This window comes from Pseudoalteromonas luteoviolacea NCIMB 1942, assembly GCF_001625595.1.
Lineage (GTDB): Bacteria > Pseudomonadota > Gammaproteobacteria > Enterobacterales > Alteromonadaceae > Pseudoalteromonas > Pseudoalteromonas luteoviolacea_A.
Map to the genome: position 1 here is coordinate 41,449 of NZ_AUXT01000196.1, position 17,492 is coordinate 58,940.

At 43.4% G+C, this 17,492-nt stretch carries 14 protein-coding genes; 9 read left to right on the plus strand and 5 right to left on the minus strand.

Annotation, left to right across the window (positions count from 1 at the left end; genetic code table 11):
- Window positions 1-160: 160 nt before the first annotated feature.
- The 7 genes from N482_RS18960 to N482_RS24500 all read left to right on the plus strand — a co-directional run bounded on the left by N482_RS18960 (window position 161) and on the right by N482_RS24500 (window position 11,826).
- Entirely contained in the window at window positions 161-1,411 is a 1,251-nt protein-coding gene (locus N482_RS18960) for an efflux RND transporter periplasmic adaptor subunit (protein ID WP_063378545.1), read from the plus strand.
- A gap of 8 nt (window positions 1,412-1,419) precedes the next feature.
- On the plus strand, window positions 1,420-2,145 hold the full coding sequence (locus tag N482_RS18965) for an ABC transporter ATP-binding protein (protein ID WP_196765355.1): 726 nt from the start codon (window positions 1,420-1,422) through the stop codon (window positions 2,143-2,145).
- A 16-nt stretch (window positions 2,146-2,161) separates the two neighbouring features.
- Window positions 2,162-4,567: an ABC transporter permease gene (locus N482_RS18970; RefSeq protein ID WP_063378546.1), complete on the plus strand. Its 2,406-nt coding sequence runs from the start codon at window positions 2,162-2,164 to the stop codon at window positions 4,565-4,567.
- A gap of 89 nt (window positions 4,568-4,656) precedes the next feature.
- Window positions 4,657-5,823 (plus strand): efflux RND transporter periplasmic adaptor subunit, encoded by a 1,167-nt coding sequence (locus N482_RS18975; RefSeq protein WP_063378547.1) that lies wholly within the window; start codon window positions 4,657-4,659, stop codon window positions 5,821-5,823.
- A 15-nt stretch (window positions 5,824-5,838) separates the two neighbouring features.
- A complete protein-coding gene (locus tag N482_RS18980) occupies window positions 5,839-8,982 on the plus strand; it encodes an efflux RND transporter permease subunit (RefSeq protein ID WP_063378548.1) in 3,144 nt (1,047 codons plus the stop codon).
- A gap of 315 nt (window positions 8,983-9,297) precedes the next feature.
- On the plus strand, window positions 9,298-11,367 hold the full coding sequence (locus N482_RS18985; protein ID WP_063378549.1) for a S9 family peptidase: 2,070 nt from the start codon (window positions 9,298-9,300) through the stop codon (window positions 11,365-11,367).
- Between the two features lie 21 nt (window positions 11,368-11,388).
- Window positions 11,389-11,826, plus strand: coding sequence for a hypothetical protein (locus N482_RS24500; protein ID WP_155730648.1), 438 nt, complete (start codon window positions 11,389-11,391; stop codon window positions 11,824-11,826).
- On the opposite strand, the gene N482_RS18995 is transcribed toward N482_RS24500, so the two are convergent.
- Complete coding sequence (locus N482_RS18995) at window positions 11,823-12,290, minus strand: Dps family protein (RefSeq protein WP_063378550.1); 468 nt, start codon at window positions 12,288-12,290, stop codon at window positions 11,823-11,825. The two genes, N482_RS24500 and N482_RS18995, sit on opposite strands and share 4 nt — an antisense overlap.
- Before the next feature lie 369 nt (window positions 12,291-12,659).
- On the opposite strand from N482_RS18995, the gene N482_RS19000 reads away from it, so the two are divergent.
- Window positions 12,660-12,869, plus strand: a complete 210-nt coding sequence (locus N482_RS19000) for a hypothetical protein (RefSeq protein ID WP_063371438.1) — start codon at window positions 12,660-12,662, stop codon at window positions 12,867-12,869.
- Between the two features lies 1 nt (window position 12,870).
- On the opposite strand, the gene N482_RS19005 is transcribed toward N482_RS19000, so the two are convergent.
- Window positions 12,871-13,476 carry an alpha/beta hydrolase gene (locus N482_RS19005; RefSeq protein WP_063378551.1) on the minus strand — a complete coding sequence of 202 codons (606 nt, stop codon included), beginning with the start codon at window positions 13,474-13,476 and terminating at the stop codon, window positions 12,871-12,873.
- A gap of 8 nt (window positions 13,477-13,484) precedes the next feature.
- A complete protein-coding gene (locus tag N482_RS19010; protein ID WP_063378552.1) occupies window positions 13,485-14,021 on the minus strand; it encodes a YaeQ family protein in 537 nt (178 codons plus the stop codon).
- 103 nt (window positions 14,022-14,124) lie between these two features.
- On the opposite strand from N482_RS19010, the gene ylqF reads away from it, so the two are divergent.
- Window positions 14,125-15,069 (plus strand): ribosome biogenesis GTPase YlqF, encoded by a 945-nt coding sequence (gene ylqF, locus N482_RS19015; protein WP_063378553.1) that lies wholly within the window; start codon window positions 14,125-14,127, stop codon window positions 15,067-15,069.
- A 1-nt stretch (window position 15,070) separates the two neighbouring features.
- On the opposite strand, the gene N482_RS19020 is transcribed toward ylqF, so the two are convergent.
- Both N482_RS19020 and N482_RS24995 read right to left on the minus strand, forming a co-directional pair.
- Entirely contained in the window at window positions 15,071-16,555 is a 1,485-nt protein-coding gene (locus N482_RS19020) for a sensor domain-containing diguanylate cyclase (RefSeq protein ID WP_231100897.1), read from the minus strand.
- A gap of 503 nt (window positions 16,556-17,058) precedes the next feature.
- Window positions 17,059-17,196 (minus strand): hypothetical protein, encoded by a 138-nt coding sequence (locus N482_RS24995; RefSeq protein ID WP_155730649.1) that lies wholly within the window; start codon window positions 17,194-17,196, stop codon window positions 17,059-17,061.
- Window positions 17,197-17,492 lie beyond the last annotated feature (296 nt).

Here is a 17,492-nt window from a genome sequence, read left to right on the forward strand (position 1 = left end):
TTACGGAATTGACACGCAAGATTTTCGAATATGAGAGGTGAAGGCGTTGTGATTGTTTTTAACTTTTTGAAATGTATAACTTTTAAATTTGGTACGTTTCTCGCTCTGTAAGCACCCGATATCCTTTTGATGTCGAACTACTATGAAGAGTGAATAATGTATGGATATAAATCTCCCGCCGCGTCGGTACGCCAAAACGCAAAAATATCGTGGTATTTTAGTTGGGCTGGTGTGTTTGACCGCAAGCCTTGTGGTGTTTTGGGGTCAATTTGATTCAACAGTGAGTATTGAACGTCAGTCGCTAATAATCGATACAGCTGTGCGTGGTCCTTTAACTTTACAAGTGGAAGCGTTTGGCGTGCTGAAAAGTGCCCGTCAGCAAACAATTACGACACCAAGTGCCGGCATTGTAATGGAGATTATGCGAAAAGCTGGTCAGCCGGTTAAAAAAGGGGATGTGATAGCGGTACTGAGTAATGATGATTTGGATCTGCAGCTAACGCAAATGCAGCAGCAACTTGAGGCAGTCCAAATACAATATGAATTAGATAAGATTAGACAGCACCGCGAGGTACTCACCGAACAAGTGAAGTTGGCTAGCATGCGTGGCAAGCTCTCGACATTACAAATTCGCTATCGAGCACAGGAAGACTTAGCAAAACAAGGTGTTGTGTCTCAATTTTCATTTTTACAAACGCAAGCCGAGCAGAACAATCTCAGACGGCAGTTAGACAATGCGCAAGAACGTATCTTGCAGTTACACAATATGCATCATAAAGAATTGGCCATCACTAAAAACAAAGTCGCGCTAAAAGCGCAGGAGTTGATGGCATTAAATCATAAGATTGAGGCACTTGAAATACGCGCGCCGAGTGATGGCTTAATAGAGCATATGCCGCTGGGGCTAGGCGAAAGCGTGCAAAGAGGCAGCTATATTGCATCGATAGGCAACCAAAATGAGCTGACAGCTGCGTTGCAAGTCGCTCAGTCTGATGCGCAGAAAGTCCAATTAGGGCAGGCTGTTGAAATAAAGGTTGGTGACCAAACCGTTGTAGCACGGATCACGCGTATCAACCCGGTAGTGACCAATCACAGTGTATTAGTCGAGGCTGCATTGCTCAATGATTTGCCAGTCGCAGCAAGACCAAAGCTGAGCGTAGAGGCAGCAATCATCATCGAAACTTTGCAAGACGTGGTATACATTCGTCGACCTGTGAGCTCTTTAACACACCAAACTGGGCGTATATATCGGGTTTTAGAAGAAGGCCGAACGGAGCTAATTGACGTCGTATTTGGCCTTCAAACTGGGCGTTATATGGTTGTTGAGCAAGGCCTTAATACTGGAGAATCCGTGATTATATCAGACCTTAACCATCTTGCTCAGCAAGGTTCTAGCCTCGTGATTCAATAGGAGTAGGCATGAAAAATATTATCGAGATGTCCGGCATCGGCAAAGTATTTGAAACAGCAGATGTGCATACACATGCGTTAAGAAATATCGATATTACTATTGCTCCAGGAGAGTTTGTATCGGTATCGGGTCCTTCAGGGTGTGGTAAGTCGACTTTACTATCCATTATGGGGTTGTTAGAGCCTGCGACTTCGGGCCGTTATCTATTAGCAGGCAACTCCACTGATTCATTGACAGCAGATCAGCGAGCAGAATTTAGAAATAACCACATTGGTTTTATCTTTCAATCGTTCAACCTAGTCGACTCTATGACGGTATTCGAAAATACTGCGCTACCTTTGCGCTATCGAGAACCAAAGCCTAGCGTACACGCTGTCAGAGAGAGAGTGGAGGCATGCTTGGAGAAAGTCGGACTATCTCATCGAATGATGCATACGCCGAGTCAACTATCTGGTGGACAGCAACAGCGCGTTGCCATTGCTAGAGCCTTGGTGACGGAGCCGAGTATTTTGTTAGTTGATGAAGCGACTGGTAACCTCGACTCGAAAAGTGGAGATGCTGTGATGTCTTTGATTGGCGAGCTGCATCGGCAGGGCACGACTATTTGCATGGTGACCCACGATGCTCGCTATGCAGATATGGCGTCAAGGCAAATTAAGCTTTTTGATGGCGAATTGCTCGGTACGGTGCACAGATCAGCGGTGCCCTCACCATCGGGTTTATGGTCGTTGTAGCAAGAGGAAACGCCAGATGTGGAAAGAACAGCGCAGTGCGTTTTTGGCACTATTAAATAATGTCAGATTTACTTTGCCATTTATGTTTTTGCTGGCGCTTGCCCTTGCGGGTGGGGTGTTGGTGAGTTTAATTGCTTGGCATGCGTATGCACCACTGCCTTATAAAGATGCAAATAGGATTGTTTGGTTGCAAGGTTCTATGGCTGATCAACAGGGGCAGCCTGTCATGAATGAAGCTCTGTCGAACATTGCTGCTCAGTATATTGCTGACAATACATCTCAGCTGGATTTGGTAACCCCTATTTTCTTTGCTGAGAGCTTGTTAGAAAGGCATCGAGCACAACCACGCGTTAATGTGGCATATACCTATTCTAGCTATTTTAAGTTATTTGGGCTGACTTTGCGCGCAGGACGCTACTTTGGTCAACAGCCGAATGACACTCGCGTGAAAAAAGAGGTAGTCGTGAGTGAATGCTTTGCACAACGCTTTTTGAAAAAGAGTGACGAGCCGTGGCGAACAGCCAGTGACCTTCTTTCGCGCACCATTCAATTAGATAAGCAGACATATCATGTCGTTGGGATAGTTGAATGTAGTGAACGTATCCCACAATTAAAAAGTGCAAATCATCAAACCGACGTTTTTATTAATTTTACTGGCGTGGTTGACCGTGAAAAACCACTGTATGAGCACCTCTCAGTGCGACACGAAACGTTTGTGGTAGGCCGGCTTAAAGCGGGGACCTTGATTAAACCCGTGGCCAAGGATGTGGTTGCACACCTCAATAAAAAGTTTCGTGAGGGTTTAGTTAGTATGGGTCATGGCAAAGGGATGCAATTGAGCTTTGAATATCAGCCGTTGAAAAGGCTGATAAAAGGTGAGATTCAAAGTATCGGCAATTGGCTGTTGTTAGGTGGGTTAGCTTTATTATTCATCACTTTAGTTAACCTGTTTGTCTATTACTTGCTTGACTTCAAAAAACAGCAAACAGAATTGGCATTGAAAGTGACCCTTGGAGCTAAAGAGGGAACTTTGCGCAAAGCGCATTACATTCAACTTGGCGCGGTGTTTTTGGTCTCGTCAATGGGCGCCATATTACTGAGTGAGTTTGGTATAGCCATGATTCGGGTATTTTCTGCAGATACCTATGCGCATATGAACTGGTTGCACTTATATTGGTGGCATCACTTAATAATGATAGCGATGGCACTGGCGGTATCGATTGGCTTTGCGCATTGTGGGTTTTCTCAGTTATCGTTTTATCATTTACATAGTCAGCTTCAAGGTAGCGGAAAAGGGCAAGCAAAGCAGCTGCCAGCATGGCTAAGCAGCAGTGTGTTAGTAACCCAGCTGAGTGTGGGGCTAGTTGTACTGTGTTTGAGCTTTTGGTTATTTGTGTATTTTGCAAATCGTCTGTTCGTTCCAACGGGTCTTGATTCAAGTGGGGTAATGTTCATTGAGCGTCAGCAATATTCATGGGGCCAAAGTAGTACTGAGGTGAGTGCTCGCAAGCAAGTGTTTCTCGCCAATCAGCGAGCATTGATGGCCCATCCAAAAGTTGAAGCTGTGGCGCTGAGTGCGATTGCGCCATTCAATACAAGCTATGTTGCGCGTGTTGGGACGACCACTAAAAGTGCCGAACATATTGCGATGCATTCGCAGCTTGTTGGTGCTGGCTATTTTGACTTGCTATCCATACGATTCTTAGCTGGGCGTGATTTTAATCAGCAGGATATAGACGCGCGCAATGGAGCAATTATAAATCGCGTGGCAGCGCACTTACTCGCACTGGGTGAGATGGACATTGGGAAATGGATTTATCAAGGAAATCAAGCTCCGGTACGTTTACTTGGTATAGTTGATAACATCTTCACGCATGAAACGGGGGCTCCTGCAACCGTGTATTTCCCCCATAACTACTATGAGACCAATTTGCTGATAAAACTCAAAGCCGGTCACGTTATGCGCAAAGAAGAGGTTGTTCATGTACTGAAACGTCAAGAAATCACACAAAACATCAGCCGGTTTGATGCGCTTGCATCCCAAGTCGCTGAGCTTAATAAGTCTGCGAAGCTCAGCTTATTCGGCGGCGTTGGGTTGTGTTTTTTAATTATTGTGCAAGTCGTTGTAGGTTTATATGGATTGCTTGGTAATCTTGCTCACAGTGAGCGTCCAGTGTTGCGTATTAAACAGCAATTAGGCGCTAAAGGTAAGCATTTGATGCGTGAGCAAGTATTACTTCGATTGAGGCATTTTTTGCTCGCAACACTGATGGCAACAAGTGTAATTTTAATGGTTGCCCATGTTATATCAAATACGGTGCCAACATTATTAATTTGCTACTTATTGGCATTGCTCATTATCTTTAGCTTACTGTTTTTTATAGATATACACCATATCTATCGACAGTTGAAAAAAGATTGAAGAGTTGTAACAGATTCTTACAAATGTCACACCCTGCATGACACAAATCTTGGTAAGATAGCAGTAGGAAATTATCAATAGGTGCGGTCATGCAAGCAAACACACTAAAATGGATATTACCCTTCGTTGCGTTGGGTATCGGTATCGCTGGGTTTATGGGAATAAATGCCGTTGCAAAAGGCGATGAAGAGTCAGATGTCGTTGACACAAGGCCTATCGTTGAGGTTGAAGCATTACAAGCTCGAGATCATCAGGTGGTGATTAACAGTTATGGCGAAGTACAACCCTTAGAGCAAACCATGCTGTCGGTACAGGTTTCAGGTGAAATAGACTATTGGCATCCAAACTTTGTCGCCGGTGGCGTGATCAGCAAAGGCGATGTCCTCTTAAAAATAGAAACAGACAATTATCAAGCCGCTGTATTGCAAGCTGAGGCAGCGCTCTCTAGTGCACAGGCACAACTGATTGAAGAGCAAGCATTAGCGGATGTTGCTGTTGATGAGGCTAAACGCTTTCCCAACAAAAAGCACACCGACCTATTTCTTCGCAAGCCCCAACTCCTCAGCGCGAAGGCAGCGGTCAAATCAGCTCAGGCAGCATTGAGCCGAGCACAGCGTGATTTAGGCAACTGTGAAGTAGTTTCACCATTTAATGCGCTGGTCGTGTCTAGAGACGTTGGCTTGGGTCAGTACGTGAACACAGGCGCAGCAGTTGCAAGGCTTAATAACATTGAGCAAGCTGAGATAATTATCCCTATTGCCGGTTTTGATTCTATTTTCTTGCCTGAAAATGTTTCTGGTATAGAAGCGACATTGTCTCAAAAAGGCATCAACGGATTTACGCGCCAGGCCTCTATCCATCGCGACTTAGGCGTCGTGGATCAGCAGACTCGTATGAATAACTTGGTGGTTCGTATTGATGATCCATATGGACTTACCAACAATGCACCGGCAATTAAATTTGGCACCTATGTACAAGTTCAATTCGCTGGTAAAACGCTAAGACAAATCTACCGCCTTCCGCAGGAGTTAGTAAACAATCAAACTGTTTGGTTATTAAACTCTGATGCTGAGTTAGAGCCTCGTGCAGTGCAAGTTATCCGTGAAGAAGGTGCATATTACCTGGTGGGTGAAGGTCTCTCTAATAGCGACACTGTCGTAGTGACTTTACCTGAATACCCGCAACGCGGCATGGCCGTTAAAGTTGCTGGTAGTGAGCAAGGTAAGGAAGAGTCTGATAATGTGGGAAAGCTGTAACGGCAGGGAATGACTATGACTGATCAAATCAAAACTTCTCAAAAGGGGTTGATTGCGTATTTCGCGCAGAATCCTGTTGCCGCAAACCTGATGATGTTATTTATTCTCATTATGGGGATTGTCAGTTACATGACAATTCAAAGGCAGATGTTTCCGAGTATTGAGCTGAATTTTGTCAGTATTAATGCCAACTACCCGGGCGCGTCACCGCAGGAGATTGAAGAGAGCATTCTGATCAAAATTGAAGAAGCACTCAAAGATGTGACTGAAATCGACAAAGGTGTTTATCGGGCTCGTCGCGGCAGCGGCAGTGTGCAGCTTGAGATAGACACAGATGCTGAGTTAAGTGACGTGGTTGATAAAGTTCGCACCCGTGTTGATGGGATTGCCACTTTTCCAGCAGCGATGGAACCTGTTCGCGTTCAGCAAGTCGAGTTTCGCCAAGACGTTATTCAGATGGCGCTTGCAGCGGATATTCCACTTGCAGAGTTAAAGCCTCTGGCCAAAGAAATTGAAGACGACTTATTGCAATTGGGCAATGTATCCTTAGTCGAGCGTAGTACGCCAGCTTACGAGATTGCGATTGAAATTGATCCCGATACATTACGTCGTTACGGTCTTACCATTAATGATGTGAGTAACTCGATTCGCCGCTATTCAGCAAACATGTCTGCAGGTCAAATTCGCACTGATGCGGGGATCATCTCTGTACGTGTTGAAAACCAGAAATACCGTGGCAATGAGTTCAAACGCATTCCTGTAAAAGTCGGTGATAATGGCGCGAAGGTGTATTTGCAAGACGTTGCAGTGATCAAAGATGAATTTGTCGAAGGTGAATTCTATTTCAAACAAAATGGCATCAATGCAGCTTTTCTTTCGGTTAAAGCGACCAAAGAACAAAACATGGTACCTGTGGCTAAAACAGTACATGCGTATATCGAAGAAAAAAATAAAACGCTGCCAGCAGGCGTTTTGTTGTCGCCTATTGTGGATATGACCTATTATCTTGATGCGCGCCTAGAAATGATGAAAAAGAATATGCTGCAAGGTGCCCTGTTGGTTGCCATTATGTTGTCTATATTCTTACGTTTTAAGCTGGCGCTATGGGTAATGATTGGTCTGCCAGTTTGTTTCTTGGGCGCGATTATGCTGATGCCCGCGTTTGGTATCAGTATTAATATCGTCTCATTATTTGCATTTATTATGGTACTGGGGATTGTGGTCGACGATGCCATCGTCATTGGGGAAGCTTCCTACACTGAAATTGAGCGTAGCGGCCCAAGTGTCGATAGTGTTGTAAGGGGTGCTAAACGTGTTGCCACGCCAGCCACCTTTGGTGTATTGACCACTATGGCAGTGTTTGCACCTATGGTGATGTCCAGCGGCCCGCAAGGTGCCTTCTTTAAATCAATATCCATCGTTGTTATCTTGTGTTTGGTGTTTAGTTTAATTGAATCCAAGTGGATTTTGCCTGCGCACTTAGCACACACTAAATTTAAACCAATGCGTGAGGGCAGCTGGCGTGCAAGATTCAACAAGCGCTTTTTTGAATTTGTAAATGGCCCATATCGTAATACTGTTCAAAAGTGCGTGGAGTGGCGCTGGGCTGTTTTCTCTGGCTTTATTGCTATATTCCTAATTAGCATGTCGTTGATTACCTCTAGCCAAGTTCGGTTTATTCCTCTGCCTAAGGTACCGCATGATTATCCGATGGTGAAGATTTTGCTCAATGATAATGTGTCAGATGAGCAGACTCTAGCGGCGATGACTCAAGTTGAGAAAATGATGCTGGATGTGGACAGAGAGATAGAGCAAGAACACGGGCAAAAAATGTTGAAGGACATTCTTGTCTGGAATGAAGGCCGAACTGAAGGGTCTGTGCTTGCCGTGCTAGTCGATGAAGATTTGCGCCCATTTGATGCGTTTGAATTATCTCGAAGATGGCGTGAAAATATGCCGACTATCGCAGGCGTTAAATCTCTTCTAGTAATTGATGATGTCAACAGTCAAGACAATGGAGAGGGCGAATTTGGTTACCTATTATATGGTCCTGATATCGATACGTTGAATGCTGCGGGTAGACAGTTTATCTCTATGCTACAGCAGGAAAAAGGGCTGTTTGATATCAGTTCGACCATCGACCCGCCAAGTAAAGAAGTGCAGCTGTCATTAAAGCCAGTTGCCTATGAGCTAGGGCTAACACTGTCAGATATTGCGAACCAAATTGGCGATAGTTTCTATGGTGGTGAAGCGCAACGAGTGATCCGCGATGGTGAAGAAATCCGTGTTATGGTGCGCTATCCAGAACTTGATCGCGAAGCCGTTGCATCTTTGAAATATGCATTGGTGAAAACGCCCATGGGACGTGAAGTTGTGCTGGGTGATGTGGTTGAATTTACTGAAAAACCGGGTGTAAGTTACATTCGTCGTGAAGGCGGTTATCGCACGGTATATATTTATGGCAGCATTGACGAACAGGCCATTGAGCCATCTGCTGTTGTAGAAAATATTAAAGACAACCTTCTACCTCAGTTGTATGAGCAGTATCCTGGTGTTAAATCAGAATTAGGTGGCTCTGTAGAAGAGACTCAAGCACAAGCTGATGAGCAAGTTATGTTCTTCGTGGCGGGTATGCTGATTGTTTATATTCTATTGGCTGTCCCACTTAAGAGTTATTCTCAGCCGCTGATTATTATGTCGGTGATTCCATTTAGTTTAATAGGCGCCGTTTGGGGGCACAGGTTAAATGGACTTGATATGAGCATGATGTCGACTTTCGGTCTAATTGCAGCAGCAGGGGTAGTCATCAACGACTCCTTGGTGATGACTGATTATGTGAACCAAGTGCGCAAAGAAGGGGTTAGGTTGAAAGATGCAGTGATTGAAGCTGGGTGTGCTCGATTTAGAGCGATCACATTAACGTCAATCACGACATTTGCCGGTGTTACACCGATTATTTTTGAAACAAGTTTGCAGGCGAAATTTGTAATACCAATGGCGATTTCCTTGGGCTTTGCGGTGCTATTTGCAACTTTGATTACATTGATACTGGTGCCTTGCTTGTACATTATTCTAGTCGATGTGAAAAACGCCATCAGCAAGTTAAAGCAGAAGTTTAAGGGCTCCTACAAGGGCGCTACTAAAGTCAGTGATTACTAAATAATCATTGTCATTAATCTTATAAAAACCCGGCACTGATGCTGGGTTTTTTGTTTTTTTGGACTAATTAAGAAGTCAGTGAAGTGTTGTTTTGTGCCTAAGTTAATCAGTTTGCTATGTGATGTTATAAAGTATTATCTATTAAAAGCGTCTGATAATATGGCAGACATTAATCTATGCACTTATGCTATTGCGCGACACGACTTCGCGCTTGCAGTCTTTTTATTTGAACATACTCAGTGTAAAAACCCACAGCTGTGCCAAGTTCTTGGCTGTGATAGACTGGATACATAATAAGAAATCAGGAACAGATACATGACCAAAGCGCTTACCCCGCCAGTGGCAAAAAAAGTACCGCACAATATGGAAATTCACGGGCATCAAAGGACAGACAACTATTACTGGATGCGTGATGATAAGCGTCAAAATGAAGAAGTTCTGAGTCATTTAAAAGCGGAAAATAGCTATTGTGACGCTGTGATGAAGCATCACACAGCATTGCAGGATACGCTTTTTGAAGAGATGAAAGGACGAATCGTTAAAGATGATTCATCTGTACCGGTGAAAGACGGGCGCTACTGGTATACCAACGAGGTAAGCGGCGAAGAAGAATATGGACGTCATTATCGTGGTTTAAATGAAGAGATGGACGCCAAAGAACTGTTGCTCGATGTAAATGAGTTAGCCAAAGATCACGAGTTTTATGAGCTTGTTGAGCTTATGGTTAGTCCTGATGATCAGTTGCTAGCGTATTGTGAAGACACCGATGGACGTCGTATTTACACCACTCGATTTAAGGATATTGCCAACAATACATTGTTAGACGATGTGCTTATCGAAACAGAAGGTCAAATTGTGTGGGGCAATGACAATAAATCTGTTTTTTATGTCAAAAAGGATCTCCAAACTCTACTTGGTTTTCAGGTTTATCGTCACATACTCGGCACGCCTCAAAGCGACGATGTACTCGTTTATGAAGAGCAAGATCGGCAGTTCTACATGGGATTAGGCAAAAGCCGCGATGAAAGCCAAATTTTTATCTATCTGTCTTCAACTGAAACCTGCGATACACTTTTCTTGGATGCTAATAATCCATGTGGCGAGTTCAAGCGTCCACTCACACGCCAAGAAGGCCATGAGTATGGGCTAGAAAAATTTGGTGACTATTATTACTTGCTCACGAATAGTGATGCGAAGAATTTTCGTATGGTCCGAGCAACTGCTGAAGACATTAATGACCCTACTAAGTGGGAAGAAGTGATTGCCCATCGAGAGCAGGTGCTCCTTGAAGGTTTAGAGTTGTTTGACAGTCACTTTGTGATCACGGAACGCGAGCGAGGACAAATCAGATTTGTCATTCATGACTATCAAGGCTCAAGTTATCAGTTAGGATTTGAAGACGAGTGTTATTATGCTGGTGTTGCTTACAACCCGGAACCAAGTGCTACAAGGGTACGCATTTCTTATTCGAGCTTAACGACACCAAGCAGTGTTTACGATTGCGATTTGGCCACTGGTCAAAAAACGCTGAAAAAGCAAGTACAGGTACTCGGTGCTTTTAGCCCTGCGGACTATGCTTCAGAGCGATTGCATATTACAGCCCGCGATGGCGAAAAGGTACCTGTGTCGATTGTTTATCGAAAATCATTGTTCAACAAAGATGGTTCCAATCCACTGTTGCAGTATGGTTATGGAGCATATGGGTATACGATTGACCCAGTATTTTCAAGCTCAATACTGAGTTTGTTAGACAGGGGGTTTGTGTATGTGATTGCCCATATTCGAGGGTCAGAAATGCTTGGCCGTCAATGGTATGAACACGGTAAGAAAGCACACAAAGAAAACAGCTTTAACGATTTTGTTGATGTCACGCGTGCATTGGTAGAGAAGCAATATGGCGCACCAGACAAAATTTTTGCATCGGGTGGCAGTGCGGGTGGCCTGTTAATGGGTGCTGTTATGAATCAAGCGCCAGAGCTTTATCAAGGCATTGGATGCCATGTTCCATTTTTGGATGTCCTGACGACGATGCTAGACGAAACAATACCGCTTACGACGAATGAATATGATGAGTGGGGTAACCCCAACGATAAGCAGTATTACGATGTTATTTTATCTTACTCTCCTTATGACAACCTGACGGCAAAGAGCTATCCTAATATTCTGGTTACGACGGGGTTGCATGATTCTCAAGTGCAATATTGGGAACCAATGAAGTGGGTAGCTAAGCTGAGAGAGTTAAAAACAGATAACAATCTCTTAGTATTTAAAACGGATATGGACTCGGGTCACGGTGGCGCGTCAGGTAGATTCAAAAGCTTACATGAAAAAGCGCTTGAAATGGCCTTTTTCATTTCTTTGCTTCCTGAGCGACAAGCTGACTAATCAATTACCGCGGTGCTTTTTTTGCACCGCAGCAAAGGTATTAGAGAGAGCGGCATGTTTATGGGACACGGCCAATGGCAAATCGACATCACTCCCCCCAATGTATTTGTTAATTTAGTCGGGGCTTTTAATTGCGAAGGAATGAAAGCGCTAGAACGAGAAGCGCGCCGCAAGTGGCTCGATTATGAACGAGGGCAGATCTATTGCGCAGTCATTAATTTGAGTGAATTTGAGATGACGACAATGGATAGCATTGACGCACTTAAGGACTACTTTTCCGATATGGAGCAGCGCGGGTATCGACGCATTGATTATATCGGTATTGACGCCCTGTCTAGAAAAATTATCAGTGAATTGTGGTCAGAGAGCGACATCAAAGTTCAGCTATATCTTGATGTCGCTACTTACCTTAGTCAGCATCCAAATCACCGTGGCGTGGCTAAGTGGCTAAGTGATTAGCCTAGGTATGCTTTAAGCATCCATACAAGCTTTTCTTGCTCTGTTATGTAGTCACTCATAAGCGATGCTGTCCCCTCATCTTCCGCATCAGAGGCTTGCATCAAAATACTGCGCTGGGTCTTAATAAGCTGTGTAAACCCATCTAGCAGGATGGCAACTGCCTCAGGTCCATTTTGAACGTCTTTTGCCTCGCTGATCTCACTAATGGATAGATAGTCACTAAATGCATGAAGCGGTGTGCCTTCGATAGTGAGTATACGCTCTGCTAATTCGTCTACTTTTAGCAGTAATTGGTTGTAAATCTCTTCAAACTTAACGTGTAACTCGAAAAACTCTCTACCTTTGATGTTCCAGTGAAAGCTGCGGGCATTCATATATTGAATTTGGTAGCTACTTAACAAAGCATTTAAAGACTCTACCAATTGCTGACTTTTTTGTGCGTCTAATCCAATGCTATTACTCATATATTATTCCACCCTAGGTTAAGTTTACGGCGTGTGCCGTAGAAATTGTGTATGTATATTGAGACTCTGTGCTCACTGCAACACTATGACACCTAGTTTGGCTTAAGTTCAGTGATATGGCTAACGAGGAAAAGCGATTGGCGTCATCGAAAAAGGCGTTTGTACTAGTGTAAAGTTTGCCAGTTTGTCTGGCTAATCTTTACTTGTTTGATCCATCGCAATGAGTCATTAGAGGAGATTGCTTGTACATATCTCGCTTGATTTAGGTCAATTTTTATACTTTTTATGGGGCCATAATGAGATGGCAAAACGTCCTATTCATTGTTAACCATTACCTATTAGGGCGTTAGGTTAATCAAGGAGAGCACTATGAAAGGTAAAACAAAGTCACAGCATAGAGGCGAACTTACCGTAGTTGTCATTGCGTTAGTTGCTTTTGTCGTTGGTTTAGTTGGCCATCTAGCAGGAGCAAGTTACGCTAACTCAGATTCATTTGGCTATTTAGCAGCGCCAGTACCACTTATAATGGGTATCATCGCTTTAGTGGCTTATAAAGTCGCACAAAAAGCAGATAAATGAGTTATTCGTCGCGGTGCAAAATTTCAATGATGTAATCCATCACACTGCGCGAATAAATTAAAGTGGTGTGGCTGAGATGAAATATTTTGTGTTCAGCCATGCCTTTTAGTTTCGTTTCATCCAATAAAACTGTACCGTCGGAACGGCTGCCCTTTTGCAATAGTGGCATCAAGCCTATTGGAAGATCGCCTGCAATGCTATAAAGACGCGCGCTAAAGGGCCAAGTGTTGGTTTCGCTTAACAGGTATTCAACGCTGTTTTTTAACAGCCTATCAAACCCCTTGTCATGCATATGTTTGGCAATGGCACTGCCCTTGTGAGGTGTGCCTAAAGTAATGACTTTTTTAACGTGTTGGCTTTGTTCTGAAGCCTTCGTTAAGTAGTCTCTGGCGACCAATCCACCCATTGAGTGACATACCAAAGCGGTCGGTTGGGCGCCAACAAACTCATCAATCTTTCGAAATATGGCCTGTTTGTCTGGGTCGAGAGTGTTGTAAGTAAGATTGAGAATATCGCAGCCGGTTTTTTCCAAGCGCTTGCAAAGCGGTTGCATCACAAAACCCGACATATATAAACCGTGTAATACAACAATCCGCGTTACTCTCATTGCTTCCCCTACTTTAAACGTTGCGGCGTGATTTGCACGCTATGTTCCGCATTGCTTAGCCATATTTCGCCATCTTGAATGGTTGCTGTCAAATCCATTGAACGAGCGAAAAGTTCAGTCATCTGTGATGTTGCACTAAAGGGTAAGCTGAAAACAGTCAGGTTATTGTACTGATTTGCCGCAGACTGGTTTTTCTTCCACCAGATCTCTTGAGTGTTTTCACCATAGGTATACAGCACGACTTGCTTAGCTTTTACAGCCGCTTTTTTAAGTCGTTTTTCATCAGGTAAGCCAATATCAATCCAAAGCTCGATATCGTCAGTGAGGTTTTTTTGCCAAGCCGCAGGCTCGTCATCTACACACAGGCCTTTAGTAAACGACAGCTCTTCATTATATTGCAGTATATAAGCCAGTAGGCGGACCATTAAACGCTGTTCATTTTCTGATGGGTGTTGTGCGATAGTTAGAGACTTGTCGGTATAAACATGTCTGTCCATGTCGCTGATATTTAAATGTGCTTTTAAGATTGTCGATTTTAGTGCCATGATAGTGAGCAGAGAGTTTTAAAGCATCAGTATATCAAGATTTATCTATCTGGTGCGTTTTACGTTAAAATAGCCACAGATTTTAGTTTTGGAGAGATTTTTTATGGCCATCCAATGGTTTCCTGGGCATATGAACAAAGCGCGTAATGAGATCAAAGAGATTATGCCGCAGATGGATGTCATTATCGAAGTGCTTGATGCACGTATCCCATATAGCAGCGAAAACCCAATGGTAACGCAGCTACGTGGTGACAAGCCGGTCATCAAAATCTTGAATAAAGCAGATCTTGCTGACCCAGATATGACCACAGCTTGGATGGAATATTTCGAGCAAGAAGATGGCGTAAAAACGCTGGCTTTCGGCCATGACAAAGCGGCAGAAGTACAACGTATTAATACGTTGTGTAAAAAACTTGCGCCGCACAAAGTGGGTCAAGATAAACAGCTTAAAGCCATGATTATGGGGATCCCCAATGTTGGCAAGTCAACGTTGATTAACATTTTAGCAGGTCGCATTGTCGCAAAAACAGGTAATGAACCGGCCGTAACCAAAGCACAACAGCGAATTCGTCTGGAAGATGGCATCATGCTATACGACACGCCGGGTATGCTTTGGCCAAAGGTAGAAAATGAAAACTCTGGTTATCGATTGGCTGCAACAGGGGCAATTCGTGACACGGCCATTAACTATGAAGAAGTGGCGAGCTATACCGCAGAGTATTTATTGAAGGCTTATCCGGAGTTATTGCAAAGCCGCTACAAAATTGAAGAGCTACCAGAATGTGACTGGACCTTTATTGAAATGGCAGGTCGTAAGCGCGGTTGTATTCGAGGTGGTAACCAAGTAGATACGCATAAAATGTCTGAGATCCTCATCAATGAATTACGTGATGCAATCCTTGGACGTGTGACAATGGAAACGCCACAAATGCGAGAAGATGAAGAGCAAATGGTGGCAGAAATTCGCGCCGCAGCAGAGGCAAAAAATGCGGCTCGTGAAGAAGAGAAGCGTCAGCGTCGCGCTCGCGCCAGAAAAAATCGCCGATAAACTACGCCGCTTCAGCGAGCACTGAGCGGTTTCTGCCAGTGCTTTTTGCTTTGTATAATGCTGCATCAGCACGTTTTAGCAGGCCATCTTCTGATTCATCAATATGATACTGGGCAATTCCAATGCTGGCTGTTACGGTCACCTCACATTGGCTTTGCGCTAAGGTCTCGTGAATTTGATTGGCAATCTCATGACCTTTGCTCAAAGTCGTTTTAGGCAATAAGATAACAAACTCTTCACCTCCCCAACGACAGGTAAAACCACGTGTACCGACACCGGTTTTACAAATCTGTGCGACATGTGCGAGAACTTTGTCACCCACTAGGTGCCCATGACGGTCGTTGACTTGTTTAAAGTGATCAACATCTAATATCAGCATAACCAAAGGTGTAAATTGGTTGCGTGCTTTGTATAGCTGTGCTTGTAGTAAAGGTTCAAATGCTTGGCGATTATAGGTACTTGTAAGCTTGTCGTACGTTGCCATTTTTTCTAAGCGCTTTTGGTAGTGATTAAAAGTGAGCTGGGCGCTAAACAGGATCACGGCAGTTATCACCACCCCCATCAGTAAGTTGATGTACAAGGTGTCGGAAAAAGAATTATCTTGAGTGAGTGTTTGTTCGACAACTAAATACCAGCCAAACTGCTCTAAATAACGAGAGTTGATAAAAACGGTCTGTTCATCTTGTTCTAAACGCAGCTTATAGTTTTTCTGATTTAAGAGCTTAGTACTGTGGCGGCCAAACTTATCCGTAATGGTATCATCAGTGAACGTTGAGTCAGTATAAAAGAGTAGGCGGCCTTTATGATCAACGAAGTAAACTTTTCGATTATATATATGCTGATACTTGTCGATAAGGCGTTTCAAATGATCGAGCTTCACGCCCACGCCTATGATGCCTAAGACCTGCTCCTGAGGTTGTATTTTATGGTTCACAAAGACGATAGCTTGGTGGTCATCCCTCGGATCTAGATCAACATTGAGCGTATATGCATGCGTGTTGCCTAAAGTTTCTTGATACCAGCTATCTTGCTGAACACTTGTGTCGAGCTGAGTCACTTGGCCATCGTAACGATAATAGGTTTTATCATCACTGGTGACCAAAAAGCTGGTTACGGCATCATAATCGCTACGCGTTTGTCTCAGATATTCAAATAGCACCTGTTTATTTTCGTTCTTTTCTTTGAGCCAAGCATGTAAAAACGTATTGTTTGCCATTTGTGAAGAAATAATGATGGGTGCTTGCAGTTGTTTTTGTAGATCGGTGTGAATAAGGTGGCTAGTGAGTGGTAGCGCATCATTCTCAATTCCCTGAAATAACGACTGTTTAGCAATAATCAAGCTAAACCAACTCGTAAATATGAATCCGGTTAGTAGCAGTATCGTTAAAATCAAATTATATCGATAGCGTGTTTTGGTCATCATGGTTGGGTAGTAATCAAAGAGACGCAACTCTAACAAGGGTACAAATACGAAGCCATTACACATGATTACAGGTACAAATTTCTGGAAATAAAAAAGGCCCTGTTAGGGCCTTTTAGGTTCATATCTACCGTCACCGATATGAGCAATGTAGCAAGTAAAATAGTAAGTCGGTTGTTAGTGAATCACGTTAAGGGGCGTTAAGGCTCTTCACTGACAACCTAAAGCTGTTTACGTGCGCAACACGTGTTTCGGGGTCGAGAAACAAATTTGAGTACGTCAACAAAGTGAGTGCAATTCCGCTTTGTTGAGATTGATTATCAGTTAGATTTAATGCGGTGTCAATCAATATTTGAAAATAATTCTCATTAACATTGGTGGTTTGGTTGATACGGATGAGGGGTCGATAAATGGAGTAAAATTACTCGCTTTTTATCATTCAGCTTCAGTACTGGCAATAAAAAAGCCCGCTAAAGCGGGCTTTTCATGATCATATCTACCGTCACCGATATGAGCAATGTAGCAAGTAAAATAGTAAGTGGGTTGAGTATGCTTTACTTTAAGGGGCGTTAGAGCAAAGCACCTGCAACCTTGCATTTTACGTGTGCACCACGTGTTTCAGGGTCTTGAAACAATTTAGCGTACTTAACAAAACAAGCCGTCAACTCACTTTGTTGAGATTGATTATCAATTGTATTTTGATCCATGTCAATATTTTTTGAAAATAATTCTCATTTGTAATTGGTTCGAATAAATAAGGTTGGCTGCGTAAATAAGTTCATTTACAGGCACATAAACGTCGTTAAATAAAGTGAGTGAGAATCGCGGTTGATGTATGAATAAGTCAAAGGCTTGAAAATAGAAAAGCCCGCGGGTCAAGCGGGCTTTTAGTGTTCATATCTACCGTCACTGATATGAGCAATGTAGCAAGTAAAATAGTCGGTAATTGCGTGTTATTTTAGGGGCGTAAAATAACCAGCTTTAACCTAGCGTGTAACGTTCG